Source organism: Streptomyces griseoloalbus, from assembly GCA_014650015.1.
Taxonomy (GTDB): domain Bacteria; phylum Actinomycetota; class Actinomycetes; order Streptomycetales; family Streptomycetaceae; genus Streptomyces; species Streptomyces griseoloalbus.
On the sequence record BMUD01000003.1, the window covers coordinates 316454 to 340192 of the forward strand.

The following is a 23739-nucleotide window of genomic DNA, read 5'->3' on the forward strand; positions in this document are numbered from 1 at the left end:
TCCCCGGGGCGCCCCCACCTCCCCGGTCCCTCCCCAACCCCCGTACACGCAAGGGAACCACCGTGACCAGACTCAGCGTCGAGGTGCTGGCAGCGGACGCAGCGGAGCCGATCACCTCGGCCGGCCACGCTCAGCTGGGCATCGCCGTCCTGGCGGGCATCGCCGTCATCGTCCTGCTCATCACCAAGTTCAAACTGCATGCCTTCCTGTCGCTGACCATCGGGTCACTGGCGCTCGGCGCGTTCGCCGGGGCGCCGCTGGACAAGGTGATCACCAGTTTCAGCACCGGGCTCGGTTCCACCGTCGCCGGTGTCGGTGTCCTGATCGCCCTCGGCGCGATCCTCGGCAAGATGCTCGCCGACTCCGGCGGCGCCGACCAGATCGTCGACACCATCCTCGACCGGGCCAGTGGCCGTTCGATGCCGTGGGCGATGGTGCTGATCGCCTCGGTGATCGGGTTGCCGCTGTTCTTCGAGGTCGGCGTGGTACTGCTGATCCCGGTGGTGCTGATGGTCGCCAAGCGCGGCAACTACTCCCTGATGCGCATCGGCATCCCGGCGCTGGCCGGTCTGTCCGTGATGCACGGTCTGGTGCCGCCGCACCCCGGCCCGCTCATCGCCATCGACGCGGTCGGCGCCAACCTCGGCGTGACGCTGGCCCTGGGCGTGCTCGTCGCCATACCGACGGTGGTCATCGCCGGTCCGCTGTTCTCCAGGTACGCCGCCCGCTGGGTGGACGTCCCGGCCCCGGAGCGGATGATCCCGCAGCGGCCCTCCGAGGACCTGGAGAAGCGTCCCGGCTTCGGCGCGACGCTGGCCACCATTCTGCTGCCGGTCGTGCTGATGCTGGCCAAGGCGCTGGTCGACATCGTGATCGACGACCCCGAGAACACCGTGCAGCGGGTCTTCGACGTGGTCGGCTCCCCGCTGATCGCCCTGCTCGCGGCCGTCCTGGTCGGCATCTTCACGCTGGGCATGCCCGCCGGGTTCAGCCGGGAGCGCATCTCGCAGCTGGTCGAGAAGGGGCTCGCGCCGATCGCGGGCATCCTGCTGATCGTCGGCGCGGGCGGCGGTTTCAAGCAGACGCTCATCGACACCGGCGTGGGCCGGATGGTCCTGGACATCTCCGAGGACTGGTCGATCCCGGCGCTGCTGCTGGCCTGGCTGATCGCGGTGGCGATCCGGCTGGCGACCGGTTCGGCGACCGTGGCGACCGTCTCGGCGGCCGGTCTGGTGGCGCCGCTCGCGGCCGACATGTCGACCACGCACGCCGCCCTGCTGGTACTGGCCATAGGTGCCGGTTCGCTGTTCTTCAGCCATGTCAACGACGCCGGTTTCTGGCTGGTGAAGGAGTACTTCGGGCTGAACGTCGGGCAGACGATCAAGACCTGGTCGGTCATGGAGACGATCATCTCGGTGGTCGCCGGAGCCCTGGTCCTGCTGCTGTCGCTGATCATCTAGCCGGGCGCCCGGGCGCACGGCAGCCATGACCCACCCGTTCCTCGTCGAGGGGCGGGTGGGTCTCGTCGTACCAGCGGGGTTCCGAAGCCGTCAGGGACGCCACAGCGGATGCTCGCGCTCCGCCCACTCCCGGCGGACCGAACCCGTGCGCATGCCGCGCCGGGCCTCCGGGTCCGCCAGGGCCATGCCGATGTGCCCGGCGAGGACGATCCCGATGGTCAGCGCCAGCCAGTCGTGGACGAAGGTCGCGCTGGTCCGCCACACCAGCGGGGTGAGGTGGGTGAACCACATCAGCAGTCCGGTGCCCAGCATCACCAGGGTGGCGCCCGCGATCCAGGCCGCGTAGAGCTTCTGTCCGGCGTTGAACTTGCCGGCCGGCCGGGACGAGGGCCGCTTGTCGCGGCGCAGGGCGGCCCGCAGCCAGCTGCGGTCGTGCGGGCCGAAACGGTTCAGACGGCCCAGGTCGGCGCGGAGGGCACGGGAGAGGAGACCGGCGAGGACGGGAACGGGCAGGGCGAGGCCGGACCACTCGTGGACGGTGACGACGAGGGCGCGCCGGCCCACGAGCTGGGCGAGCTGGGGGACGTAGAGGCAGGCCGCCGTGCACACGCAGACGCCCATCAGCGCGGCCGTGGTGCGGTGCACCCAGCGTTCGGCGCGGCCGAAGCGCCGTACGCCGGTGGCGGCGGGCGGGGCGTCAGCGCGTGGGCTCATCGTCGCGTCCGTTCGAGCGGCCGACCCAGGCGTCGACGTCGTAGCCGCGCTCCTCCCAGTAGCCGGGTTCGACGTCCTCGGTGACGGTGATACCGGAGAGCCACTTGGCGGACTTGTAGAAGTACATGGGTGCCACATAGAGGCGGACCGGGCCGCCGTGCGCGTGGCCGAGGTCCTCGTCCTGCATGCGCAGGGCGACCAGGACGTCCGCGCGGCGGGCCTGGTCGAGGGTGAGGCTCTCGGAGTACGCGCCGTCGAAGCAGGTGAAGCGCACCGCCCCGGCCGTGGGGCGCACTCCCGCGGCGTCCAGGAGCCGGGACAGGCGCACCCCCTCGAACGGCGTGTCCGGCACGCGCCAGCCGGTGACGCACTGGACGTCACGGACCATCCGGGTCTGCGGCAGGGCCCTCAGCTCGGCCAGGGTGTAAGCGGCGGGGCGGTCGACGAGGCCGTCGACGGTGAGGCGATAGGTGCCGGCGTTCTTGCGCGGGACGGACGAGGTGACCGAGTAGTAGCGGAAGCCGCCGCCGTTCGGCAGCAGTCCGGTCAGGCCGGTGGGGTCCCTGTCGGAGGCTCCGGCGAGGAAGGAGTCCAGGCCGCGCTGGACGGTGGGCGCGGTGAGCACGCCGAGGGCGCCCAGGCCGAGGGTGCCGAGGAAGACTCGGCGGCCGATGGGCTTGCCCCGCTCGTCCCGTGCGTCCCGCTGGTCCCGCTCACCCCGCCGGTCCTGCTGGTCCCGCTCGTGTTGTCGCTGGTCCCGCTCGTCCCTCGTGCCCTGCTCGTCCGGGGGGTCCGGCGGTTGTTCGGAGTTCACCTCTCCATTCGAGCACCCGCGCCCCCGCCGGGCCAGGGATCGCGGGTGCCCGTCAGAGTTCCGTAACCGCCGCGCTCTACGAGGCGCGCTCGGCCTCCTTCTCCAGCTGGAACGCCTCGTTGCCGAGCCCGATGCGGGCGTGCGCCTCGGGGGCGCGGGCGCGCAGGACCTCGCCCTGGACCAGGCCGACGACGAGGGCGAGACCGATGACGCCGGGCAGGACCCAGCTCAGGGAGGAGCCGGGGCCCGCGCCGACCAGCACGTCGAAGTCCTTGACCGTGTAGCCGGCGATCACCACCAGGGCGATGCCCGCCAGCGCCGAGGTGACCAGCCGCCCGGCCTGCGCGCCCGCTGCGCCGCGCCGGATGAAGAAGACGACGACGGACAGGGAGGCGATGGCCATGAGCACGATCACCCCGAGCGCGCCGATGTTGCCGCCCCAGGTGAACAGGTGCAGGACGGGCGCGGTCGGGTCGCCGGTCGGCTTGTCGTCGGTGAGCGCGAAGGCGAGGACGAGCACGGCGGCGATGACGGTCTGGAGCAGCGAGCCGGTGCCGGGGGCCCCGCTGGTACCGGTGGTGCGGCCGAAGGCGGCGGGCAGCAGGCCCTCGCGGCCCATGGCGAAGGCGTAGCGGGCGACGACGTTGTGGAAGCTGAGCATCGCCGCGAACATGCCGGTCACGAACAGGACGTGCAGGACGTCGGTGAAGGTGCCGCCGAGCCGGTCCTCGGTGAGGAAGAACAGCAGTCCCGCGCTCTGCTCCCGCGAGGTGCCGACGATCCCGGAGGGGCCGGTGGCGACGGTGAGCGCCCAGCTGCTGATGGCGAAGAAGACGGCGACGCCGGTGACCGCGAGGAACATCACGCGCGGGACGAGGACGTGCGGCCTGCTGGTCTCCTCCGCGTACACGGGCGCCTGCTCGAAGCCGAGGAAGGCGGCGATGCAGAAGCACAGGGCGGTGCCGACGCCGGCGCCGGAGAGCGTGTCCGGATTGAAGGCGTGCAGTGACAGGCCCTCCTGGCCTGGATCGGCGATGGCGGCGATGTCGAAGACGACGACGAGCAGCACCTCGATGACCAGCAGGACGCCGAGGACGCGCGCGTTGACGTCGATCTTGAGCCAGCCCAGCGCGCCGACGGCGAGCACGGCCGCGAGCGCCGGGATCCACCAGGCGACCTCCAGGTCGGCGTAGGTGGCGAAGAGCCCGGAGACCTCGAAGCCGAAGATGCCGTAGATGCCGACCTGGAGCGCGTTGTAGGCGACGAGCGCGACCAGGGCGGCGCCCGCGCCCGCGGTGCCGCCGAGCCCGCGGGAGATGTAGGCGTAGAAGGCGCCGGCGTTGTGGACGTGCCGGCTCATCTCGGCGTAGCCGAGGCTGAACAGGACGAGTACGACGCCGAGGAGGACGAAGAGCAGCGGCTGACCGACGATGCCCATCACCGCGAATGTTGTGGGCATGACACCGGCGACCACCATGAGGGGAGCGGTCGCGGCGAGGACGGAGAGCAGCAGGCCCCCCGTGCCGAGGCGGTCGGCGCGCAGGGCGCGCTCCTGCCCCTTGAAGGTGCTGATGCCGTCGGCCGTGACTCTGCTGGTGCTCGAACTGTCCGTCGTCATCTCGAGACCGTCCTTGGGTCGGTTGTGGTTGCGGGGGGTGCAGGGGGGTGGGGCTGGTCAGGCCGTGCCCAGGGCGGCGGCGCGGGCGGTACGGAAGGCGGTACGGGCGTCACGGTCCGGGTAGGACCAGGGGGCGTCGGTGACGTGGTCGCCGATGCGGTGGAAGAGGGCGGCTGCCTCGGCTCCCCGGCCCTCGCAGACCTTGGCGTGGGCGAGGAAGTTCAGGTCGACCAGGCGGCGCGGATGGCCTTCGTGCTCCCACTCCAGCCACCAGTCGAAGGCAACCTTCATCACCTGCCGGGCGCGGCGGCCGACCCAGTGGCCGGAGGCGACCGGGTCGGGGGGTTCGTGCCCGGCGACGGCCAGGGTGCGGTAGCGCTCGGCGTGCGCGACGACCGGCAGGATCGCCAGCGGTGAGTCGGCGGGTGCCTGCTCGGCGGCCCAGTTGGCGAAGTCGTACACCTCGTGCAGCGGGTCGGGGCCCGCCCGCACGCGACGCTCCGCGAGCCAGGCGACCACGAGGTGGTGGGCGTGGTGGTGGTCCGCGTACCGGGTGCGGACCTGCTCGAAGAGCCGCACCACGTCCCCCTCGGCCCCCTGGGCGCACTCCAGCAGGAGCAGTCCGAGCCAGGGGGTGGGGTCGGCGGGCACGCGCTCCGCCGCCTCGCGGCAGGCCTCGCGGGCGCGGGCGGGCTTGTCCTTGCCGCGCAGCGCGCGCCGCACCTGGGCGAGGGCGAGCAGCGCGGACGCGTCGCCGGACTCGGGCTCGGCGAGCAGCCACTCGCGGGCCCAGGCCGCGCAGTACGACTCCCGGGCGAGCACCGTCAGCCGGTGGCCCCGGCGGTCCCAGTCGTCCCCCGTCCGGACCAGCAGCGCGCGGGTGTCCTGCCATCGGCCCTGTGCCAGTGCGGTCCGCGCGGCGACGAGTTCGGCGTCGTCGAGGGCCTCGTCGAAGGCCTGTGCCGCTCGTCTGCGGGCACGGCCGAGGGAGGGCGGGGGTGGGGGCACCGCGGGACTTCCTCACGCGCTCTTCTTGTGGCTCCGCTCACGGCGGGCGGTCGGTACGGCAGTGGTCGGCTGCCGACGGCCATGAGCCGATCACTCACAGCAAACCGCCAGCCAACGAAGCGCGTCAAGGGCGCCCGGTGCCTTACACGCGTCAACTGCAGTGACAGGCAGTTGACTTGTGGCCCGGGGCCGAGACGCCACCCGGGCGACGTGACGGAACAGACGTTTTCCCGCGCCCGCGGACGGAGGCGCGGCGGGCGGGCGGCGGCTAGAGTCGACCCCTACGCGTCCGTCACTCCGCATGATCATCGAGGTACGCAGCGTGTCGGTTCCGGTACTGGTACTCGCCGTGAGTGCCGCGTGCTGCCTGGGCTTCGGTTTCGTGCTCCAGCAGAACGCGGCGCAGCGGGCTCCGATCGGCGACTTCCTCTCCCCTCGGCTCCTTCTCGACCTGATGAAGGTGCCCCGCTGGCTGGGCGGCATGGCCCTCATGGTGGCCGGCATGGCGCTCGGCGCCACCGCGCTCGGCCACGGTGAGCTGTCCCTGGTGGAGCCGCTGCTGGCGACGAACCTGCTGTTCGCGCTGGCGCTCTCCCGCCATCAGACCCGGCAGCCGCTGGGCCGCCAGGGCTGGGCGGGGCTCGCGCTGCTCGCGGGTGGAGTGACCGCGTTCGTCGTCGCGGGCGAGCCGAGTGGCGGCCACGCGTTCACCGATCCGCTGCGGCACTGGCTGATCATCGGCGGCATGGTGGGGCTGGCCCTGCTGCTCACGGGGTGCGCCAAGCGGGCACGGCTGACCGTGGGCCCGATTCTGCTGGCGCTGGCCGCGGGGCTGCTGTACGGCGTGCAGGACGCGCTGACCCGGGTGAGCGGGCAGCGCTTGGCCGAGGGCGGCTTCGCGGAATTGCTGACCGGATGGCAGCCGTACGCGGTGCTGGCGCTCGGGGTGACCGGGCTGGTGCTGGTGCAGAGCGCCTTCGAGACCGCTCCCCTGCGGATGTCCCTGCCCGCCCTGACCGCGGCCCAGCCGCTGGCCGGCATCGCCTGCGGCGTCGGCTTCCTCGGCGACCGGCTGCGCACCGACGCGGGCGCGCTGACCTGGGAGGCGGGCGGGCTCGCGGCGGTGGTCGGGGGCATCGTGCTGCTGGGCATGCATCCCGCGATGCCGAAGGGAACAGTGGGGCGGGCGCGGCCTGCGGACGTACGGGTGGGGTGAGCCGTCGTTCTCGCGCCGGGCGTGGACGGGGGCCCTCGACACGCTGGAGCAGCTCGCCGAGGCGCGGGATCTCGCGCCGGGCGTGGACGGGGGCCCTCGACACGCTGGAGCAGCTCGCCGAGGCGCGGGATCTCGCGCCGGGCGTGGACGGGGGCCCTGCTTGGATGGCCGTATGAGTGCTGACGAGATCATCGACATCGTCGACGAGAACGACCGGGTGATCGGGCGGTCTCCTCGCGGTGAGGCCTACGCGCGGGGGCTGCGCCACCGCTGTGCGTTCATCCTGGTCCGGGACGCCGGGGGCCGGATCTTCGTCCACCGGCGCACCTCGTCCAAGCTGGTCTTCCCCTCTCTGTACGACATGTTCGTCGGCGGAGTCGTCGGCGCGGGCGAGGGCTACGACGAGGCGGCGCTGCGGGAGGCCGAGGAGGAACTGGGCGTGAGCGGTCTGCCGCGTCCCGTGCACCTCTTCACGTTCCGGTACGACGACGGGGCCGGTCACAGCTGGTGGTCGGCGGTGTACGAGGTCCGCTGCGATCTGCCGGTGCGGCCGCAGGCCGAGGAGGTGGCCTGGCACGACTTCCTGTCGGAGGCCGAGCTGGAGCGGCGTCTGGGCGAGTGGGAGTGGACGCCCGACGGGCTGGCGGCGTACGAACGGCTCAAGGCGCACCGGTCGGGGCCCGCCCCGTCGTCCGGGAAGCCGGGGTGCACGGCGTGACCGACTTCGTGCGGAACATCCGGCTGTGGTTCGCGCCCGAGGAGGTGCGGCAGGAGGGCGGGACACCCGACTACCGGTTCTCGCTCGCGAACGAACGGACGTTCCTCGCCTGGCTGCGTACCGCGCTCGCCCTGATCGGCGGCGGCTTCGCCGTGGACCAGTTCCTGCCGGACCTGCGCTGGGGCTGGCGGGTCGGGCTCGCGCTGGCGCTGCTCGCCGCGGGCGTCCTGTGCGCGCTGCGCGCGGTCAACCACTGGGTGCGCTGCGAGCGGGCCATGCGGCGTGGCGAGGATCTGCCGGTGTCCCGGTTCCCGGCGCTGCTGAGCATGGTCGTCGCGGTCGTGGCCGTGGTGATGGTCGTCGTCGTGCTCGTCGGATGGGAAGGGTGAACGGACCCGTGAACGGGCCGCCGGGTCAGGTGCCGGACCGGGATCCCGGGCTGCAGCCGGAGCGGACACGGCTGGCGTGGCGGCGTACGACGTTGTCGGGCACGGTGGTGGCCCTGCTCGCCGGGAAGACGGCTCTGGCCGGCGGGGGGACGGTGGCGGGGATCGTCGCGGGTGCCGTGTGCTGCGTCTGCTGGCTGGGGATTCTGCGGATCGCCCATCGGCGGATCCGTGTTCTGGCGGCTTCGCGTGTGCCGGGGGCACTGGTGCCTCGGCGTGCGGGTGCGGCGGTGCTGTGCACGGTGGTGATGGCGGTGTGCGGGGCGGCCCTTGTCCTCCAGGGGTGACCCCGCGGGGCGACGGGGAGTGGGTCTCGCCCCCGCCGCCCCTTCCCGTCCCTGGGGCTCCGCCCCCGGAACCCCGTTCGGCGCCAAGAGCCTGCCTCGCCCTCGACCACCGGACGGGCTGAGATGTCAGTGGTCGTCCTCGGTCACCGTCACGACGATCTTGCCGCGGGTGCGGCCCTCCTGGCTCAGGCGGTGGGCGTCCGCTGCCTGTGCCAGGGGGAAGGTCCGCGAGACGTGCACGCTCACCACGCCCTGTTCCGCCAGTTCGGACAGGCGCCGCAGGTCCTGCGGGTCGGGGCGGACGAACCAGTACCGGCCGCCGTAGCCCACCACCTCGGGGTCGGTGATCGACGCCAGGCGGCCCTCGGGAGCGAGGAGGTTCGCGGAGACCTTGAGCGCGTCGCCGCCGACCACGTCGAACACCGCGTCCACGCCCTCGGGGGCCAGCCCCCGCACCCGCTCGGCCAGGCCCTCGCCGTGACTCACGGGCTCCCCGCCCAGTTGGCGGACGAAGTCGTGGTTGTGCGCGCTCGCCGTGCCGATGACCCGGGCGCCGAGGTGGGCGGCGATCTGGACGGCGATGGAACCGACCCCGCCGGCGGCGGCGTGCACCAGGATGGTCTCGCCCCGCTTGACCTCGAGGACGCGGTGCAGCACCTGGTACGCGGTGAGCCCGGTGAGGGGAAGACCGGCCGCCTCCTCGAAGGACAGGTTGCGCGGCTTGCGCGCGAGGGCGCGCACCGGCGCCGCCACGTACTCGGCGAAGGTGCCCCGGCAGAGGACGTCCTCCCGCGCATAGCCGATGACCTCGTCGCCGGCGGCGAACTCCGGGACGGCGGGTCCGGGCCGGACGACCACACCGGAGAGGTCCCAGCCGGGAACGACCGGGAAGACGGCCTGGAGCGTCTGGTCCAGATAGCCCTCGCGGCACTTCCAGTCGACCGGGTTGACGGCCGCCGCCCGCACTTTCACCAGCACCGAGTCGGGGCCGACTCTGGGGTCCTCGACCTCCCCGAGTCCGAGCACCTCGGGGCCGCCGTACCGTGAGTAGCTGATCGCCTTCATGGGTCCGACCCTCTGGGGTACGGCCCTCCCGTGCAAGCCGAATGGCCCGATATACGCCGTTCGCGTGGCGGTCGGGGCCGCCGGCGGCCACGGCGAGCACCTATCGTGGCCCCGATCACGTTTCGCCGCCACCCTGGACGGCATACCGACCGGTCGGCATCATGAGCGGGTACTTGTTCGCCTGCCCGTAGGAGCGATGATGAGCACCGACCACCCGCCCGGACTCGATCTCGACCGGCTGCGCGGCCTGCTGGAACGGGAGCGGCCCGGCCTGGTGAACGGCCCGCTCTCCGGCCGGCTGATCGAGGGCGGCAGGTCGAACCTCACCTACGCGGTCTCCGACGGCACCGCGCGGTGGGTCGTACGGCGGCCCCCGCTCGGCCATGTCCTGGCCACCGCGCACGACATGAGGCGCGAGCACCGGGTGATCAGCGCGCTGCACCCGACCGCCGTGCCGGTGCCGCGCACCGTGCTGCTGTGCGAGGACGAGGAGGTGCTCGGGGCGCCCTTCTACGTCATGGAGTTCGTCGAGGGCACCCCGTACCGCACGGCGGACCAGCTCGTCCCGCTCGGTCCGGGGCGCACCCGGGACGCCGTGCTGAACCTGGTGGACACGCTGGTCGAGCTGCACGGGGTGGATCCCGGCGAGGTGGGGCTGGCGGACTTCGGCCGGCCCGAGGGCTTTCTGGACCGCCAGCTGCGGCGCTGGGGCAAGCAGCTCGACGCCTCCCGCAACCGGGAGCTGGCCGGGATCGACGAGCTGCACGCCGCGCTCGGGCGGGAGCTGCCCGACTCCCCCGCACCGGCCGTGGTGCACGGCGACTACCGCCTCGACAACGTGTTGATCGGTGAGGACGACCGGATCAACGCGATTCTCGACTGGGAGATGTCCACCCTCGGCGATCCGCTGACCGACCTCGGCCTGCTGGTGATGTACAGCATGCCGCTGGGCGCGCCGGACTCCCCCGTCTCCACGACGGCCGAGGCTCCCGGCCACCCCACGCCGGCCGAGCTGATCGAGCGGTACGCCGAGCGTTCGGGGCGCGACGTCTCCGCGGTGTCCTGGTACACGGCGTTCGCCTGGTTCAAGCTCGCCGTGATCCTGGAGGGCATCCACTACCGCTACACCCTGGGCCAGACGGTCGGGCGGGGCTTCGACCGCATCGGCGATCTGGTCCCCGTCTTCATCGAGCACGGTCTGACGACTCTTCAGGAAGGCTGACAGGACATGGACTTCGCGTTCGACGCGCGCACGGAGGAGCTGCGCGCCAAGCTCCTCGCCTTCATGGACGAGTACGTGTATCCCGCCGAGCAGGTCGCCCACGAGCAGCGCGAGCGGGCGGCCTCCCCGTGGGAGACCGTCCCCGTGGTGGAGGAACTGAAGGCCGAGGCCCGCAGGCAGGGACTGTGGAACCTGTTCCTGCCCGACGGCGGGTACGGTGCCGGGCTCACCAACCTCCAGTACGCCCCGCTCGCCGAGATCATGGGCCGTTCCCCGCAGTTGGCGCCGACGGTCACCAACTGCGCCGCGCCCGACACGGGGAACATGGAGGTGCTGGCGCAGTTCGGCGACGCGGCGCAGAAGAAGCAGTGGCTCGAGCCGCTGCTGGCCGGTGAGATCCGCTCGGCGTTCGCGATGACCGAGCCGGAGGTGGCCTCCTCGGACGCCACCAACATCACCACGCGCATCGAGCGGGACGGCGACGAGTACGTCATCACGGGACGCAAGTGGTACATCTCCGGGGCGATGCACCCGGACTGCGCGATCTTCATCGTGATGGGGAAGACCGATCCGGACGGGGCGGACCTCCGCCGTCAGCAGTCCATGGTCCTCGTCCCGCGGAACACTCCGGGCGTCACGATCAAGCGCGCCATGCAGGTCTTCGGCTACGAGGACCATTACCACGGCGGTCACGCCGAGGTGATCTTCGACCAGGCGCGGGTGCCGGTGTCGAACCTGATCGGTGAGGAGGGCGGCGGCTTCGCCATCGCCCAGGCCCGGCTCGGACCCGGCCGGATCCACCACTGCATGCGGCTGATCGGCATGGCCGAGCGGGCCATCGAGCTGATGTGCCGCCGTGCCGTGTCCCGGAGCGCCTTCGGCAAGGCGCTGGCGCAGCAGGGCGTGGTGCAGAACTGGATCGCCGACGCGCGCGTGGCGGTCGAGCAGGTGCGGCTGCTGGTGCTGAAGACGGCCTGGATGATGGACACGGTCGGCAACCGGGGCGCCCACACCGAGATCCAGGCCATCAAGATCGCCACACCGCGCACGGTCGTCGGCATCCTCGACCGGGCGATCCAGCTGTACGGCGCGGGCGGGGTCAGCCAGGACTTCCCGCTGGCCGAGCTGTACGCGGGTGCCCGCACCCTGATGCTCGCCGACGGCCCGGACGAGGTGCACCAGCGGTCCCTGGCACGGCGGGAGCTGAAGAAGTACCTGTAGATGGTTGGAGATCCGTCAGCTCCGCCCTTTCATGGCGGTGGTCACCGAGGGCAGCTTCACCGCCGCCGCCCGCGCCCGGACGCGCGGGAACTGCCCGGTGGCGGCGGTGGCCGGGCCGATCGGTGAGCGGGCGGGGCTGCCGTGCGTCAGTCCGGCAGCCGGATCCCGGGCGCACGGTGGTGCCGGCCGGGCGCGGACCACGGCCGCGCAACCCCGCGGCGGCGGCCCTGCTCGATCACCCGAGGGGCGGCCGGGAGCACCTCATGGGCGCAGGGCCCGCAGCAGCAGGTCGGCCAGGTGGTCGGCGACCTCCTGCGGGCTGAGCGGACCGTCGGGGCGGTACCAGGTCGACAGGTGGTGCACGGAGCCGAAGTGGTAGTCGACGACCAGATCGGCCGGGGTCGCCGTGGAGAAGACGCCCGCCTGCTGGCCCTCCTCGATCAGCGCGCGGAAGCGTTCGTGGTAGCGGCGGCGCTCGGCGCGCACCTGCTTGTTCTTCTCCGGGCTGAGGTGGTGCATGGAGCGGAAGAAGATCGACGCGTCGTCGAGGTTCTCGATCGTGGTGACGACGACGTCGGCCGCCGCGCCGCGCAGCCGCTTCTCGATCGGCTCGTCGGCGTCCGCGTAGGCGTCCAGGCGCTCCTGCTGGACGCGCAGCACGCGCGCGTACACCTCGTGCAGCAGGTCGTCCTTGGAGCCGAAGTAGTGGTACAGCGCCCCCTTGGTGACGCCGGCCGCCTCGACGATCTCCTGCACCGAGGTGCGGTCGTAGCCCTGCTCGGCGAAGAGCCGGGTGGCGGCGGCCAGGAGCCGCTGCGGCACCGGAGTGCCGTCCCCGTCCGTGGTCCTGGGCACTGCCGCCACCCGCCTTTCGTGTCGCTGCTAGTCGTCGTGGGTCAGGGAACGCAGTTCCCGACGGAGGATCTTGCCACTGGCCGTCTTCGGCAAGTCCGGCAGGATGTCCACCTGACGCGGATACTTGTAGGCGGCCAGTCTCTCCTTGCAGTACGCGGCGAGCTCGGCCGGGTCCGCCTCGGCCCCGGGGCGCAGGCTGATGAAGGCCTTGACGGTCTCCCCGCGGTACCCGTCGGGCACGCCCACGACGGCCGCCTCGCGGACCGCCGGGTGCGTGTAGAGGACGTCCTCGACCTCGCGCGGCCACACCTTGAAGCCGGACGCGTTGATCATGTCCTTCTTGCGGTCGACGACGTACAGCCAGCCCTGGGGGTCCATGAAGCCGATGTCGCCGGTGCGCAGTTCGCCGTCCGGGAAGGTCTCGGCGGTGGCGTCGGGCCGTCCCCAGTACCCGGGCACCACCTGGGGCCCGCGCACCACGATCTCGCCCTGCTCGCCGAAGGGCACCTCCTCGCCCCGGTCGTCCACGATCCGTACGACGGTGTCGGGCCCGGGGACGCCGACGGCCAGCGTCCCGGAGGCCTCGTCCACGGGCGCCTCGAGGTGCGGCGGTACGGAGGCGCAGGGGGCGGTGCACTCGGTCAGGCCGTAGCCGTTGCGGATGTACGGTCCGAAGCCGGCCCGGAACTTCTCCACCAGGGCGGGCGGCAGCGGGGCTCCGCCGGAGGAGATCACCTCGAAGGAGGAGAAGTGGTCGCGGCTCGCGGCGGGATGGGCGGCCAGCGCCATGAAGGCGGTGGACGGGCCGACGGTGTAGTGCGGCCGGTGCTCGGCGAAGGCGTCCAGCACCGTGCCCGCGTCGAAGCGGTACGCCAGCACGAGCGTGCCCCCGCTGTTCAGACAGGCGCCGAGCTGGCACACCATCCCGGTGATGTGGAACAGGGGCGCGAGCGCGAAGTAGACAGGCGCCTCGGGCAGACCCAGGCCGGTGCGCTGCCGCTCGGCGTTGTACATGATGTTGCGGTGCGTGTTGGTGGCGCCCTTGGGGGTGCCGCTGGTGCCCGAGGTGTAGCTGATCAGCGCCGTGTCCGTGGTGACGGGGTCGCGGTTCTCGGGCGCCCGGTGGCCCTGACGGGCGACGGCGGTCAGGTCGTCGGCGTCCGGGGCCTGCGGGAGCCGGTCGAAGGTCAGCACGCGCGTGTCGCCCCGGGTCTGGAAGTCCAGCTCGCAGCCGGTGAGCACGATCCGTACCGGGGAGTCGGCCGCCGTGTCGCGCAGATACGACTCCCAGGCCCGGTCGGAGCAGATCAGCGCGGCCACGTCGCCGTCCCGCAGGACGTGGCTCACCTCGCCCGACTTGTACATCGGGTTGACGGGCACGACCACCGCCCCGGCCTTCCAGGCGCCGAGCAGGGCGAGCACGAAGAGCGGGGAGTTCTGGAGCAGGATCGCCACCCGCTCGCCGCGTTCCAGGCCGCGCGCGGCGAGGTGACCGGCGACGGAGTCGCTGAGGTCGTCGGCCTCCCGGTAGGTCAGGCGGCCGTCGAAGTAGGCGAGGAAGGGGCGGTCGGGGGTCTCGGCCGCCGCGCGGCGCAGGGCGTGCACCAGGGAGTCGGCGGGGTCGACGGGGGCGCGCTGGACGTCGGTGAGGAGGGCCAGCCAGGGCCGGGTCGCGTAGCGGGAGCCGGTCACCGGGTCGCCTCCCACTGCCGCTGGATACGGTTCATGCCGGCCAGCCAGCGGTCGGGTTCGGTGGCGCGGGCCTGGTAGTACTCGGCGACCTCGGGGTGGGGCAGGATCAGGAAACGGTCCTCCTCGATGCCGCGGAAGAGGGCGTCGGCCACGTCCTCCGGTTCGATCGCGGTCGGCTTGAGGACCAGGTCGCCCGCGCTGCCGCTGGCGTCGAGCATGTCGGTGCGCACGCCCTGCGGGCAGATCGCGTGGACCTTCACGCCGCGGTGGCGGTACGTCAGCGACAGCCACTCGGCGAAGGCGTAGGCGCCGTGCTTGGTGACGCTGTAGGGAGCGGTGCCGATCATGGTGAGCAGCCCGGCGGCGGAGACGGTGGAGACGAAGCGGCCGCCGCCGCGCTCCAGCCAGTCCGGGAGCAGCGCGTGCGCCGCGCGGACGTGCGCCATGACGTTGACGTCCCAGGAGAGCGCCCAGCCCTGCTCGTCGAGCGGATCGCCGGGCGCACCGCCGTCGCGGCCGACGCCCGCGTTGGCGCAGTAGACGTCGACCGTCCCGCCGAGCGCGTCACGGGCCTCGGAGACGATCGAGGAGGCGTCGCCCGGGACCGCGAGGCCGCCTATCTCCTCGGCGACCGCCTTCGCGCGGTCGGCGTCGAGGTCGTTGACGACGACCTGCGCCCCCTGGGCGGCGAAGCGGCGGGCGAGTGCCGCTCCGATCCCGCCCCCGGCTCCCGTGACGACCACCTTCGCACCCTGCACGGCTTGCACCATCGGTCTCCTTCGACGCGGCTCCCAGCGGCTTCCGGCGTCAGACTAACCGGTCGGTATGCGAGGTGGAAGAGGCGTTCCGCGCGGGGTCGGTCCGGTTCGTTCCCCGGGACGGTCGTGGGCGCTAGCGTGCGTGGTCATGACACCCGCCGCGATCACGGAGGTCACTGAATGAAGCTGTCCAGACGGAGTCTGCTCGCCACCACCACGGCCGCGGTAGCGGCCTCCGCAGCACCCTCGCACGCCGCTTCCGGGCAGGCGGCGGAGGGTACTGGCCGGCGGTTGCGGACCGGGTTCGAACGGCTCGCCGCGGACGGCTACGGGCTGCTCGACGGGCAACGCGTGGGTGTGGTCACCAACCCGACGGGCATCACCCGGGACGCGCGGCACATCGTCGACGTCATGCACGCCGACGACCGTGTGGACCTGACCGCCGTCTTCGGCCCCGAGCACGGATTCCGGGGCACCGCCCAGGCGGGCGGCTCCGAGGGCCGTCACGACGACCCGGCCACCGGACTGCCCGTCTATGACACGTATCTGAAGAGCGGTCAGGCGCTCGCCGACATCTTCACCGCGTCCGGCGTGGACACGGTCGTCTTCGACATCCAGGACGTCGGCGCACGGTTCTACACGTACATCTGGACACTGTTCGACTGCATGGAGGCGGCGCGGCTCGCGGGCAGGCGGTTCGTCGTCCTCGACCGGCCGAACCCGGTGACCGGGCGGGCGGCACTGGGCCCGGTGCTGCACAAGGAGTTCGCGACCTTCGTCGGGCGGCAGCCGATCTCGCAGGCGCACGGGATGACGGTGGCGGAGCTGGCGCGGCTGTTCAACGGGGAGTTCCTGACCGCGCCGGTGCCGCTGGAGACCGTAGGGATGACGGGCTGGAGGCGGTCGGACTTCCACGACGCCTCCGGGCTGCCGTGGGTACCGCCGAGCCCGAACATGCCGACGCCCGAGACGGCGCTGGTGTACGCGGGGACGTGCCTGTTCGAGGGCACGAACCTGTCCGAGGGGCGCGGGACCACCCGGCCGTTCGAACTGCTGGGGGCGGAGGGCATCGACGGGCGCTGGGCGGCCGAGGCGAACGGGCTGGGTCTCGCGGGCGTGCGGTTGCGGGAGGCGTACTTCGCGCCGACGTTCTCCAAGTTCCAGGGGAAGACCATCGGGGGCGTTCAGCTCCACGTGCACGACCGCGACGCGTTCGATCCGGTGCGGACGGGGATCGGTCTGCTGATCACGGCCAGGCGGTCGTGGAGCGGCTTCGCGTGGCGTGCGGACAACTGGATCGACAAGCTCACCGGGTCCACCCGGGTGCGCACGATGATCGACGCGGGTGCGGACACGGACGAGGTGGTCGGCGGCTGGCAGGAGGAGCTGGCCGCGTTCCGGCGGATGCGGCGGGAGTACCTGCTCTACCGCTGAGCGGAACGGCGGGGACGGCGGCGGGTCGCGGACGGCGGCCCGCCGCCGTCCGCGTTGCGGCGGCGTCGCCAGCAGCGCTGTGACCTGCGCGGACGCGGCACCTGCCACCGTCGCGCCGGACGGCCGGACGGGAGATCGGCGACCGGTGTGCATATCGGCGGGGTCTTCAGGAACCCGTGGAAGCCGCGGGGAGTTCTCAGACTGTCGTGGAAGGGGCTCCTCCCCGCGGGGAGGGCACGGAGCGGGTTACCGCCAGTACCCCCGTGGAACGACCACAACTGAAGCACGCATCACGGGAGTTGACCCGTGAGTCGTCGCGGCCGGCTGAGGGGGCCATCGAAAAAAGGATGGAGCCGATTCGCGTGTCGATACGTCTATTCGGCGACGTCCGTTCGACGACGCCGAAGTGACCGGATTACAGGTGCAGGTGTGACGGAGGTGCAGGACGATGGCCGGTTTCCGGAGTCTGGCGAGACAGGTCCGCGATCCACGGTGCGATCTGGCATTGCGGCGCTATTCGCTGCGCAAATGCCTTGAGCGGTTCGCGCCTTATGGGCACAGGGCGACATGGGACCATCTGTGCTCGCGGGCCGGGTTCGATCCCGAGGACCGCTCCGTCGACCCGGCGCGGCTCGTGGCCGCACTGGACGAGCTGGAGGAGGCCCGGGCGGTCTGGCTGGCCTATGAGGTCGAGTTCGCCGAGCGCCGCAGGAAGGAGAAGCACGACGGGCTGCGCAGGCCGGGCAGTGTGGACGACTGGCACCGGCTGACCTGGGGCGGTTTCGGAGTGGCCTGGTGCGACGATCCGCGGGTGCATCCGCGGGAGCCGCTGGCCGAGGTGCTGCGGCGGCTGATCGCCGCGCTGGAGCGCGAGCCGGGTACGGCCTGCCCCGTGTGCCGGGGGGAACGGCTCATGTGGCGCGACGACCTGGATCACGAGCCCTCCACGGGCCCGGTCTGCACGGACTGCGGAATCCTGGTGCCCCGCCCCGTGCTCACCCCCGGAGCCCTGGCGGACGCCCGGCGGGTGAGGCTGCTGGTGTCGGCCTGAGCGACAGGCAGTGACGGGGAGCGACAGGAAACGGCTGGAAGCGTCGGGGCCCGGGGGTGCGCCAGGGAAATGCCGCACCCCCGCTGGCTCCGGCGACCGTAGCAGTCGGTAAATCGGTCGTTCCACGGTTTTCTTCCGCGGACAGTGGGGGCGATGAAACGTGTCCCGGAAGCCTAGGAGCCGTCCCGATGTCGACACTGCGCGTTACCGCGGAAATCCTGACCGTCCACGAACACCCGGGCGCCGACGCCCTCGAACTGGCCCAGGTGGGCCTGTACCGGGCCGTCGTCGCCAAGGGCGCCTACCGCACGGGTGATGCCGCGGTCTACATCCCCGAGCAGGCGGTGCTGCCGGCCGGGCTGATCGGCGAGCTGGGTTTGACCGGCCGCCTCGCGGGCGGGAACCACGACCGGGTCAAGGCGATCCGGCTGCGCGGCGAGCTGTCACAGGGCATCGTGTGCCGGCCGAAGGCGCTCGCGGACACCGACCTGGCGCGGGCCGCCGAGGAGGGCACCGACTTCGCGGAGCTGCTCGGCATCACCAAGTGGGTACCGCCCGTCCCGACGGCCATGGGCGGCGAGGTGGAATCCGCCGCCGACCTGCTGGGCTGGGTCGACATCGAGAACATCCAGCGCCACCCGGACATCTTCACGCCCGGCGAGCCCGTGGTGCTCACCGAGAAGCTGCACGGGACGGCCTGCCTGCTGACGTACGTCGCCGGGGAGGAGCGGGTGCACGTCTCCTCCAAGGGCTTCGGTGCCAGATCGCTGGCGCTGAAGGAGGACCCGCGCAACCTGTACTGGCGGGCGGTGCGCGGTCACGGTGTCGACCGGGTCGCGGCGGACCTCGCCGCACGGCTGGGCGCCCGGCGTGTCGGCATCTTCGGCGAGGTGTACGGCGCGGGGGTGCAGGACCTGACGTACGGCGCGGACGGCCGGCGCGACACCCTCGGCTATGCCGTGTTCGACGTCTCCGCGGAGATCGACGGTCGGGTGCGCTGGCTGGACGCGGCGGAGCTGCTGGACGGCCGGCTGCCGTTGGTGCCGCGGCTGTTCTCGGGCCCGTACGACAGTGAGCGGGTGCTGGAGATCGCCAGTGGCCGGGAGACGGTGTCCGGGCGGGGGCTGCATCTGCGGGAGGGCGTGGTGATCCGGCCTGTCGTCGAACGCCACAGCCCGGTGACCGGCGGCCGGGCCATAGCGAAGGCGGTCAGCCCGGCGTATCTGACCCGGAAGGGCGGCACGGAGTACGAGTGAGCGAAGCCGGTGCGCGGGCGACGGGACATGCCGCTCGCCCCGCTCCGGCAGACTCCGTGCTCAGCCGGCGCGTCGCCGGTTCTCCTCGCGTCGCCGTCCGGCGCCGTTCTCGGCCATCAGGCGGGAGCCCGTCTGGCGTTCGCCGAAGACGTCGTCCGGGTTGGACAGGACGCAGCCTTCCAGGGAGAGGCAGCCGCAGCCGATGCAGTCCGTGAGGTGGTCGCGGAGGCGGTTGAGCTGCCTGATGCGTTCGTCCAGCTCCGAGCGCCAGGCCTCGGAGAGATGGGCCCAGTCGTCCCGGGTGGGCGTGCGCCCCTCGGGGAGCTCGGCGAGCGCCTCGCGGATGGTGGCGAGCGGAATGCCGACGCGCTGGGCGGCGCGGATGAAGGCGACCCGGCGCAGGGTGTCACGGCTGTAGCGGCGTTGGTTGCCCGGGGTGCGGCGGCTGCTGATCAAGCCCTTGGACTCGTAGAAGTGCAGGGCGGAGACTGCGGCGCCGCTGCGGGCGGAGAGCTGGCCGACCGTGAGCTCGTGGATCTTCTCTGGAATCCGGTGCACTCCTCGAACCCTACCGACCCGCTCCGGCGCCCGGTCCGTTGACAGGGGCCTCGACGCCGACCATGCTAAGCAGTTGCTTAGGCATGTGCGCAGGGACGCGCGTGCGACTACGTGACGCGAGAGGCCGGGACATGGCAGAGCCGAGGATCTTCACGTCCGTCGACGACCTGAAGGCGGCGGTGGGCGAGCAGCTGGGATACACCGGCTGGCTGGAGGTCGACCAGAAGCGGATCGACCTGTTCGCCGAGGCCACCGGGGACCACCAGTGGATCCACGTGGACCCGGAGAAGGCCGCCGCGGGGCCGTTCGGGACGACCATCGCGCACGGGTATCTGACGCTGTCGCTGCTGCCGCTGTTCGGGCCGCAGCTGATCTCCGTCGAGGGCGTGAAGATGGGCGTCAACTACGGGACGAACAAGGTGCGCTTCCCGGCCCCGGTCCCGGTGGGCTCCCGGGTGCGCGCCACCGCGACGATCACCGCCGTCGACGAGGTGCCGGGCGGCGTGCAGGTGGCCACGGCCTTCACCGTGGAGCGCGAGGGCGGCGACAAGCCGGTCTGCGTCGCCGAGTCGGTGGCCCGCTACTACCTCTGAGCGGCGCCGGGCTCCCCGGCCCCGACCATCCGCAGCACGAGGTCGGCGTAGAGCGCGCCGACCTCCTCGGGGGTGCGGGGGCCGTTGACGTTGAACCAGCGGGCCACGTCGATGCAGAGGGAGAGCACGGCGAGGGTGGTGCCCTGGACGTCCATGACGTCGAAGTCGCCGGAGCGCACGCCGTCCTCGATGATCCCGCGCACCTCGGCGTTGACCTGCCGGCGCAGTCCGACGATCTCGGCGCGGGCCTCGGGCCCCAGGGAGTCGAGTTCGTACTGCACGACCCGTGCGGTGGTCCGGCCGCCCGCGTGCCAGCGGACGAAGGAGCTGACCGCGTCGGCGAGCCGCTCCGCCGGTCCGCCCTCGGCGCGGGACGCCGTCCGCAGGATCTCCAGCGCCTTCTCGTGGCCGATCCTGCTGATGCGGTGGAGCAGCTCTTCCTTGGTCTTGTAGTGGATGTACAGCGCGGCCGGGCTCATCCCGGCGCGGCTCGCGATGTCACGGGTCGTCGTGGCGTGGTAGCCGCGCTCCGCGAACGCCTCCACGGCGGCGAGCAGCAACCGTCGGGCCGCGTCGGGCGTGACCTCACCCCACGGCTGCGCCTCACCGTCGGCCGTCTCCTGCGCCGTACTCATCGCTCACCCCATTCACTGGCAGGGGTAACACCATACCGCCGAGGGTGAGCGAGCGCTTAGCGAGCTGCCCGATCACAGTTTCTGCAGGGGGTCGTGCTCGGCGAGCAGCTTCTCCAGGCGGGCCTGGTCGACCCGGTTCACGATGTGCCCGGCCTCCTGGCGGTCACGGATGACCTTGGCCAGGGTGAAGGCGGAGGTGACGAGGTACAGGACCGCGATGGCCAGGAAGGCACGGACCCATGCGTCGGTCCGGAGGTTGAAGATACCGACCGCGGTGGCGCCCAGGGCGACCGCGAAGGACGCGACGGCCTGACCGTAGAAGGCGGCCGTGCTCTGCTGCTTGACCGGTGTGTCGCTCATGGGGACCAGGGTCGGCGGATGTGGCCGCGGCCACATCCGCTCAGGTACTCAGACGCGTACTCAGAAGGCCGAGACCCCGGTCAGCGCACGGCCGATGACCAGCTTCTGGATCTGGCTGGTGCCCTCGTAGAGGGTCATCACGCGGGCGTCCCGCAGGAGTTTGCCGGCCGGGTACTCGTCGATGTAGCCGTAGCCGCCGAAGACCTGCAGGGCGTTGTTGGCGGCGCGGACGGCCGCCTCCGAGGCGAAGAGCTTGGCCTTGGAGGACTCGACGGCGAACGGCTGCCCCCGGTCGATCAGGTCGGCGACCCGCCAGGTCAGCAGCCGCGCCGCGTCGAGGTCGACGGCGATGTCGCTGATCAGTTCCTGGACGAGCTGGTGGTGGGCGATGGTCTTCCCGAACTGCTCGCGCTCCCCCGCGTACCGCACGGCCGCGTCCAGGGCGGCCTGGGCTATGCCGACGCAGCCGGCCGCGACCGACATCCGGCCCTTGGCGAGGGCGGACATGGCGACCGAGAAGCCCTTTCCCTCCTCGCCCAGCATCGCGGAGGCGGGCACCCGCACGTCCTCGAGGACCAGCTCGGCGGTGGCCTGACCGCGCAGGCCGAGCTTGCCGTGCACGGTGCGCCGGGTCAGGCCCGGGGTGTCCATGGGGACGAGGAACGCGGAGACGCCCCTGTGGCCGGGGGCGTCGGTGGAGCGGGCGAAGAGCAGGACGACGTCGGCCCAGGTGCCGTTGGTGATGAACATCTTGGTGCCGTTGACGACGTAGTGGTCGCCGTCGCGCACCGCGCGCGTGGTGAGGTGGCCGGCGTCGGAGCCGGTGCCCGGCTCGGTGAGGCCGAAGCAGCCGACGTACGCGCCGGAGGTGAGCCCCGGCAGCCAGGCCCGCTTCTGCTCCTCGCTCCCCCGGGCGGCGATCGTCTTGGCGACCAGGCCGAGGGAGACGGAGACGATGCCGCGCACCGAGGAGTCGCCGCGGCCCAGCTCCTCGGTGACCAGGCAGTACGCGAGGTGGTCGCCGCCACAACCGCCGTACTCCTCGTCGATCGTCAGCCCGAGGAAGCCGACCTCGCCAAGCTTCTTCACGATGCCGCGGTCGACCTCCTCGGCGCGGTCCCAGGCGGTGGCGTGGGGCACGACCTCGCGCTCCACGAAGTCCCGGGCGAGCCGGCGGACGGCCTCCTGCTCCTCGCTGAGCTCCAGGTTCATACCGAGTCACCCCATGTGAAAGCCGCTTCGATTCCGGTTGAATCCCGGACCTTTAAATTAGCACTGCTAGTTTACGTTCGCAGCCCTACTATGTGCGCCATGGCCCGACCGCGCAAGCCCCTGCTCAGCACCGACCGGATCGTCGGGACGGCCCGTGCGCTCGTGGACGCGGAGGGCCTGACGGCCGTCTCCACGCGCCGGCTCGCCGCGGAGCTCGGGGTCAGCGGACCCTCGCTCTACAACCACTTCCGCACCAAGGACGAGATCCTGGAGGCGGTGGCCGACTCGGTGAGCGCGCTGGTCGACCTGTCGATGTTCGAGGACGGCCGGGACTGGCGGACCGCCCTGCACGACTGGGCGGTGTCCTACCGGGCCGCGCTGCGCGACCACCCCAACATCGTCCCGGTCCTCGCCCGCGGTCCGGGCCGCCGTCCGGCGGCGCTGCGGCTCGCCGACGCGGTCTACGGCGCGATGGTCGAGGCGGGCTGGCCGCCCGCGCAGGCCACGTCCATCGGCGCCCTGATGCGGTACTTCATCATGGGCTCCGCGCTCGGCTCCTTCGCGGGCGGCTTCGTGGACGACGCGAGCGCCTACGACCCCGCCGACTACCCGCACCTGGGGCAGGCCCACCTCCTCGCCGAGCAGCAGGAGAAGATCGACGAGCGGGCCTTCGAGACGGGGCTGACGGCCCTGCTGGACGGGCTGGCCCTGCAGTACGAGCAGGCCCGGCACAGCGCGTAGGCGGGCACGCGGACACTTCGGTGACCGCCGAAGTGTCCCTGCCGCATGCTGGAGGGCATGACCACGAAGGATTCCCGGGCGGCGGGGCTGGCCCGGCTCGCCGCGCTGGCCGCCGACGAGACCCGGGCCGCGTGTCTGCTGGCACTGCTGGACGGCCGGGCCTGGACGGCGGGCGAGCTGGCCCGGCACTGCGGTGTGGCCGCGTCCACGCTGAGCGAGCATCTGGGCAAGCTGGTCGCGGGCGGGCTGCTGGCGGAGGAACGGCAGGGGCGGCACCGGTACGTGCGGCTTGCCGACGCGCGGGTCGCGCACCTGGTGGAGGACCTGGCGGCGCAGGTCGCCCCGGGTGCCGCCGAACGCCCGCGCACGCTGCGGCAGGCGGGCGCCGGGTCGGCGATGGCCCGGGGCCGCACCTGTTACGACCATCTCGCCGGGCGGCTGGGCATCGCCCTCACGGACGCCCTCACCGCGCGGGGACTGCTGCGCCAGGACACCGGGTTCGCGCTCACCGACGCGGGACTGCGCTGGTTCGGCGCGGCCGGGATCGATCTGGACCGCCGCGGCCGTCGCCCGCTGGCCCGCGCCTGCCTGGACTGGACGGAACGCCGCCCCCACCTCGCCGGAGTGGCGGGCGCCGCCCTGTGCCGGCACGCCCTTCGGGCGCGGTGGTGCGTACGCATCGGCTCCGAGCGGGCGGTCAAGGTGACGGAGACGGGTGAACGCGCGCTGTACGACCTGCTGGGGATCGAGTCGGAGGCCCTCCGGTGACCGGGCCCGTGGGCCCCCGTCCGGCAATCCGCGAGCG

Annotated in this window: 25 protein-coding genes; 13 read left to right on the forward strand and 12 right to left on the reverse strand. The window is 72.2% G+C overall.

Going from position 1 to position 23739, the window contains the following annotated elements:
• Positions 1-62: 62 nt before the first annotated feature.
• Positions 63-1460: a GntP family permease gene (locus tag IE178_RS06715; protein ID WP_184766059.1), complete on the forward strand. Its 1398-nt coding sequence runs from the start codon at positions 63-65 to the stop codon at positions 1458-1460.
• Between the two features lie 90 nt (positions 1461-1550).
• Here IE178_RS06715 and IE178_RS06720 read toward each other — a convergent pair whose 3' ends face one another.
• The 4 genes from IE178_RS06720 to IE178_RS06735 form a co-directional block, all read right to left on the reverse strand.
• Positions 1551-2174 (reverse strand): cytochrome b/b6 domain-containing protein, encoded by a 624-nt coding sequence (locus tag IE178_RS06720; protein ID WP_193511601.1) that lies wholly within the window; start codon positions 2172-2174, stop codon positions 1551-1553.
• Complete coding sequence (locus IE178_RS06725) at positions 2158-2847, reverse strand: molybdopterin-dependent oxidoreductase (RefSeq protein WP_318279893.1); 690 nt, start codon at positions 2845-2847, stop codon at positions 2158-2160. The genes IE178_RS06720 and IE178_RS06725 overlap by 17 nt, the downstream gene beginning before the upstream one ends.
• A 217-nt stretch (positions 2848-3064) precedes the next feature.
• On the reverse strand, positions 3065-4606 hold the full coding sequence (locus IE178_RS06730) for an APC family permease (RefSeq protein WP_193511603.1): 1542 nt from the start codon (positions 4604-4606) through the stop codon (positions 3065-3067).
• 57 nt (positions 4607-4663) lie between these two features.
• On the reverse strand, positions 4664-5614 hold the full coding sequence (locus IE178_RS06735) for a hypothetical protein (protein ID WP_193511604.1): 951 nt from the start codon (positions 5612-5614) through the stop codon (positions 4664-4666).
• Between the two features lie 301 nt (positions 5615-5915).
• Between IE178_RS06735 and IE178_RS06740 the strand changes: the two genes are divergently transcribed.
• The 4 genes from IE178_RS06740 (at position 5916) to IE178_RS06755 (ending at position 8281) form a co-directional block, all read left to right on the forward strand.
• Positions 5916-6830 carry a DMT family transporter gene (locus IE178_RS06740; protein WP_184766064.1) on the forward strand — a complete coding sequence of 305 codons (915 nt, stop codon included), beginning with the start codon at positions 5916-5918 and terminating at the stop codon, positions 6828-6830.
• A 172-nt stretch (positions 6831-7002) separates the two neighbouring features.
• A complete protein-coding gene (locus tag IE178_RS06745; RefSeq protein WP_193511605.1) occupies positions 7003-7548 on the forward strand; it encodes an NUDIX domain-containing protein in 546 nt (181 codons plus the stop codon).
• Positions 7545-7937: a YidH family protein gene (locus tag IE178_RS06750; protein WP_184766066.1), complete on the forward strand. Its 393-nt coding sequence runs from the start codon at positions 7545-7547 to the stop codon at positions 7935-7937. The genes IE178_RS06745 and IE178_RS06750 overlap by 4 nt, the downstream gene beginning before the upstream one ends.
• Positions 7934-8281: a DUF202 domain-containing protein gene (locus tag IE178_RS06755; protein WP_318279874.1), complete on the forward strand. Its 348-nt coding sequence runs from the start codon at positions 7934-7936 to the stop codon at positions 8279-8281. The genes IE178_RS06750 and IE178_RS06755 overlap by 4 nt, the downstream gene beginning before the upstream one ends.
• A gap of 126 nt (positions 8282-8407) precedes the next feature.
• Here IE178_RS06755 and IE178_RS06760 read toward each other — a convergent pair whose 3' ends face one another.
• The gene (locus tag IE178_RS06760; protein WP_184766068.1) at positions 8408-9346 is read right to left on the reverse strand and encodes an NADP-dependent oxidoreductase; all 939 of its coding nucleotides are present in this window, start codon (positions 9344-9346) and stop codon (positions 8408-8410) included.
• Positions 9347-9545: 199 nt separating this feature from the next.
• Between IE178_RS06760 and IE178_RS06765 the strand changes: the two genes are divergently transcribed.
• Positions 9546-10568 carry a phosphotransferase family protein gene (locus IE178_RS06765; protein WP_184766069.1) on the forward strand — a complete coding sequence of 341 codons (1023 nt, stop codon included), beginning with the start codon at positions 9546-9548 and terminating at the stop codon, positions 10566-10568.
• 6 nt (positions 10569-10574) lie between these two features.
• Positions 10575-11789, forward strand: coding sequence for an acyl-CoA dehydrogenase family protein (locus IE178_RS06770; protein WP_193511607.1), 1215 nt, complete (start codon positions 10575-10577; stop codon positions 11787-11789).
• A 261-nt stretch (positions 11790-12050) separates the two neighbouring features.
• Here IE178_RS06770 and IE178_RS06775 read toward each other — a convergent pair whose 3' ends face one another.
• The 3 genes from IE178_RS06775 to IE178_RS06785 are packed head-to-tail and all read right to left on the reverse strand — an operon-like array spanning position 12051 to position 15106.
• Positions 12051-12644, reverse strand: a complete 594-nt coding sequence (locus tag IE178_RS06775) for a TetR/AcrR family transcriptional regulator (protein ID WP_184766071.1) — start codon at positions 12642-12644, stop codon at positions 12051-12053.
• Positions 12645-12671: 27 nt separating this feature from the next.
• Complete coding sequence (locus IE178_RS06780; RefSeq protein ID WP_193511608.1) at positions 12672-14336, reverse strand: class I adenylate-forming enzyme family protein; 1665 nt, start codon at positions 14334-14336, stop codon at positions 12672-12674.
• Positions 14333-15106 carry an SDR family oxidoreductase gene (locus IE178_RS06785; protein WP_193511609.1) on the reverse strand — a complete coding sequence of 258 codons (774 nt, stop codon included), beginning with the start codon at positions 15104-15106 and terminating at the stop codon, positions 14333-14335. The genes IE178_RS06780 and IE178_RS06785 overlap by 4 nt, the downstream gene beginning before the upstream one ends.
• Positions 15107-15274: 168 nt before the next feature.
• Here IE178_RS06785 and IE178_RS06790 point away from each other — a divergent pair, with 168 nt between their 5' ends.
• The 3 genes from IE178_RS06790 to IE178_RS06800 all read left to right on the forward strand — a co-directional run bounded on the left by IE178_RS06790 (position 15275) and on the right by IE178_RS06800 (position 18835).
• On the forward strand, positions 15275-16528 hold the full coding sequence (locus IE178_RS06790) for an exo-beta-N-acetylmuramidase NamZ family protein (protein WP_184766074.1): 1254 nt from the start codon (positions 15275-15277) through the stop codon (positions 16526-16528).
• 448 nt (positions 16529-16976) lie between these two features.
• On the forward strand, positions 16977-17579 hold the full coding sequence (locus tag IE178_RS06795; protein WP_184766075.1) for a hypothetical protein: 603 nt from the start codon (positions 16977-16979) through the stop codon (positions 17577-17579).
• A 188-nt stretch (positions 17580-17767) separates the two neighbouring features.
• Positions 17768-18835, forward strand: coding sequence for an RNA ligase (ATP) (locus IE178_RS06800; RefSeq protein WP_193511610.1), 1068 nt, complete (start codon positions 17768-17770; stop codon positions 18833-18835).
• Between the two features lie 60 nt (positions 18836-18895).
• Here the strand turns inward: IE178_RS06800 and soxR are convergent, their stop codons facing one another.
• The gene (gene soxR / locus IE178_RS06805; protein ID WP_184766077.1) at positions 18896-19393 is read right to left on the reverse strand and encodes a redox-sensitive transcriptional activator SoxR; all 498 of its coding nucleotides are present in this window, start codon (positions 19391-19393) and stop codon (positions 18896-18898) included.
• 131 nt (positions 19394-19524) lie between these two features.
• Here soxR and IE178_RS06810 point away from each other — a divergent pair, with 131 nt between their 5' ends.
• Positions 19525-19986, forward strand: coding sequence for a MaoC family dehydratase (locus IE178_RS06810; protein WP_193511611.1), 462 nt, complete (start codon positions 19525-19527; stop codon positions 19984-19986).
• Here IE178_RS06810 and IE178_RS06815 read toward each other — a convergent pair.
• The 3 genes from IE178_RS06815 to IE178_RS06825 form a co-directional block, all read right to left on the reverse strand.
• Complete coding sequence (locus tag IE178_RS06815; protein WP_184766078.1) at positions 19977-20621, reverse strand: TetR/AcrR family transcriptional regulator; 645 nt, start codon at positions 20619-20621, stop codon at positions 19977-19979. The genes IE178_RS06810 and IE178_RS06815 overlap by 10 nt on opposite strands.
• Positions 20622-20693: 72 nt before the next feature.
• A complete protein-coding gene (locus tag IE178_RS06820) occupies positions 20694-20981 on the reverse strand; it encodes a YiaA/YiaB family inner membrane protein (RefSeq protein ID WP_184766079.1) in 288 nt (95 codons plus the stop codon).
• A gap of 60 nt (positions 20982-21041) precedes the next feature.
• Positions 21042-22193 carry an acyl-CoA dehydrogenase family protein gene (locus IE178_RS06825; RefSeq protein WP_184766080.1) on the reverse strand — a complete coding sequence of 384 codons (1152 nt, stop codon included), beginning with the start codon at positions 22191-22193 and terminating at the stop codon, positions 21042-21044.
• Positions 22194-22292: 99 nt separating this feature from the next.
• Here IE178_RS06825 and IE178_RS06830 point away from each other — a divergent pair, with 99 nt between their 5' ends.
• Entirely contained in the window at positions 22293-22934 is a 642-nt protein-coding gene (locus tag IE178_RS06830; RefSeq protein ID WP_184766081.1) for a TetR/AcrR family transcriptional regulator, read from the forward strand.
• Between the two features lie 57 nt (positions 22935-22991).
• The gene (locus tag IE178_RS06835) at positions 22992-23702 is read left to right on the forward strand and encodes an ArsR/SmtB family transcription factor (protein WP_229876196.1); all 711 of its coding nucleotides are present in this window, start codon (positions 22992-22994) and stop codon (positions 23700-23702) included.
• Positions 23703-23739 lie beyond the last annotated feature (37 nt).

Excerpts from the sequence above, each read along its gene's own strand:
- IE178_RS06720 (WP_193511601.1), bottom strand. The coding sequence starts at position 2,174 with ATGAGCCCACGCGCTGACGCCCCGCCCGCCGCCACCGGCGTACGGCGC.
- IE178_RS06730 (WP_193511603.1), bottom strand. The coding sequence starts at position 4,606 with ATGACGACGGACAGTTCGAGCACCAGCAGAGTCACGGCCGACGGCATC.
- IE178_RS06740 (WP_184766064.1), top strand. The coding sequence starts at position 5,916 with ATGATCATCGAGGTACGCAGCGTGTCGGTTCCGGTACTGGTACTCGCC.
- IE178_RS06745 (WP_193511605.1), top strand. The coding sequence starts at position 7,003 with ATGAGTGCTGACGAGATCATCGACATCGTCGACGAGAACGACCGGGTG.
- IE178_RS06760 (WP_184766068.1), bottom strand. The coding sequence starts at position 9,346 with ATGAAGGCGATCAGCTACTCACGGTACGGCGGCCCCGAGGTGCTCGGA.
- IE178_RS06765 (WP_184766069.1), top strand. The coding sequence starts at position 9,546 with ATGAGCACCGACCACCCGCCCGGACTCGATCTCGACCGGCTGCGCGGC.
- IE178_RS06770 (WP_193511607.1), top strand. The coding sequence starts at position 10,575 with ATGGACTTCGCGTTCGACGCGCGCACGGAGGAGCTGCGCGCCAAGCTC.
- IE178_RS06785 (WP_193511609.1), bottom strand. The coding sequence starts at position 15,106 with ATGGTGCAAGCCGTGCAGGGTGCGAAGGTGGTCGTCACGGGAGCCGGG.
- IE178_RS06790 (WP_184766074.1), top strand. The coding sequence starts at position 15,275 with ATGAAGCTGTCCAGACGGAGTCTGCTCGCCACCACCACGGCCGCGGTA.
- IE178_RS06795 (WP_184766075.1), top strand. The coding sequence starts at position 16,977 with ATGGCCGGTTTCCGGAGTCTGGCGAGACAGGTCCGCGATCCACGGTGC.
- IE178_RS06800 (WP_193511610.1), top strand. The coding sequence starts at position 17,768 with ATGTCGACACTGCGCGTTACCGCGGAAATCCTGACCGTCCACGAACAC.
- IE178_RS06810 (WP_193511611.1), top strand. The coding sequence starts at position 19,525 with ATGGCAGAGCCGAGGATCTTCACGTCCGTCGACGACCTGAAGGCGGCG.
- IE178_RS06815 (WP_184766078.1), bottom strand. The coding sequence starts at position 20,621 with ATGAGTACGGCGCAGGAGACGGCCGACGGTGAGGCGCAGCCGTGGGGT.
- IE178_RS06820 (WP_184766079.1), bottom strand. The coding sequence starts at position 20,981 with ATGAGCGACACACCGGTCAAGCAGCAGAGCACGGCCGCCTTCTACGGT.
- IE178_RS06825 (WP_184766080.1), bottom strand. The coding sequence starts at position 22,193 with ATGAACCTGGAGCTCAGCGAGGAGCAGGAGGCCGTCCGCCGGCTCGCC.
- IE178_RS06830 (WP_184766081.1), top strand. The coding sequence starts at position 22,293 with ATGGCCCGACCGCGCAAGCCCCTGCTCAGCACCGACCGGATCGTCGGG.
- IE178_RS06835 (WP_229876196.1), top strand. The coding sequence starts at position 22,992 with ATGACCACGAAGGATTCCCGGGCGGCGGGGCTGGCCCGGCTCGCCGCG.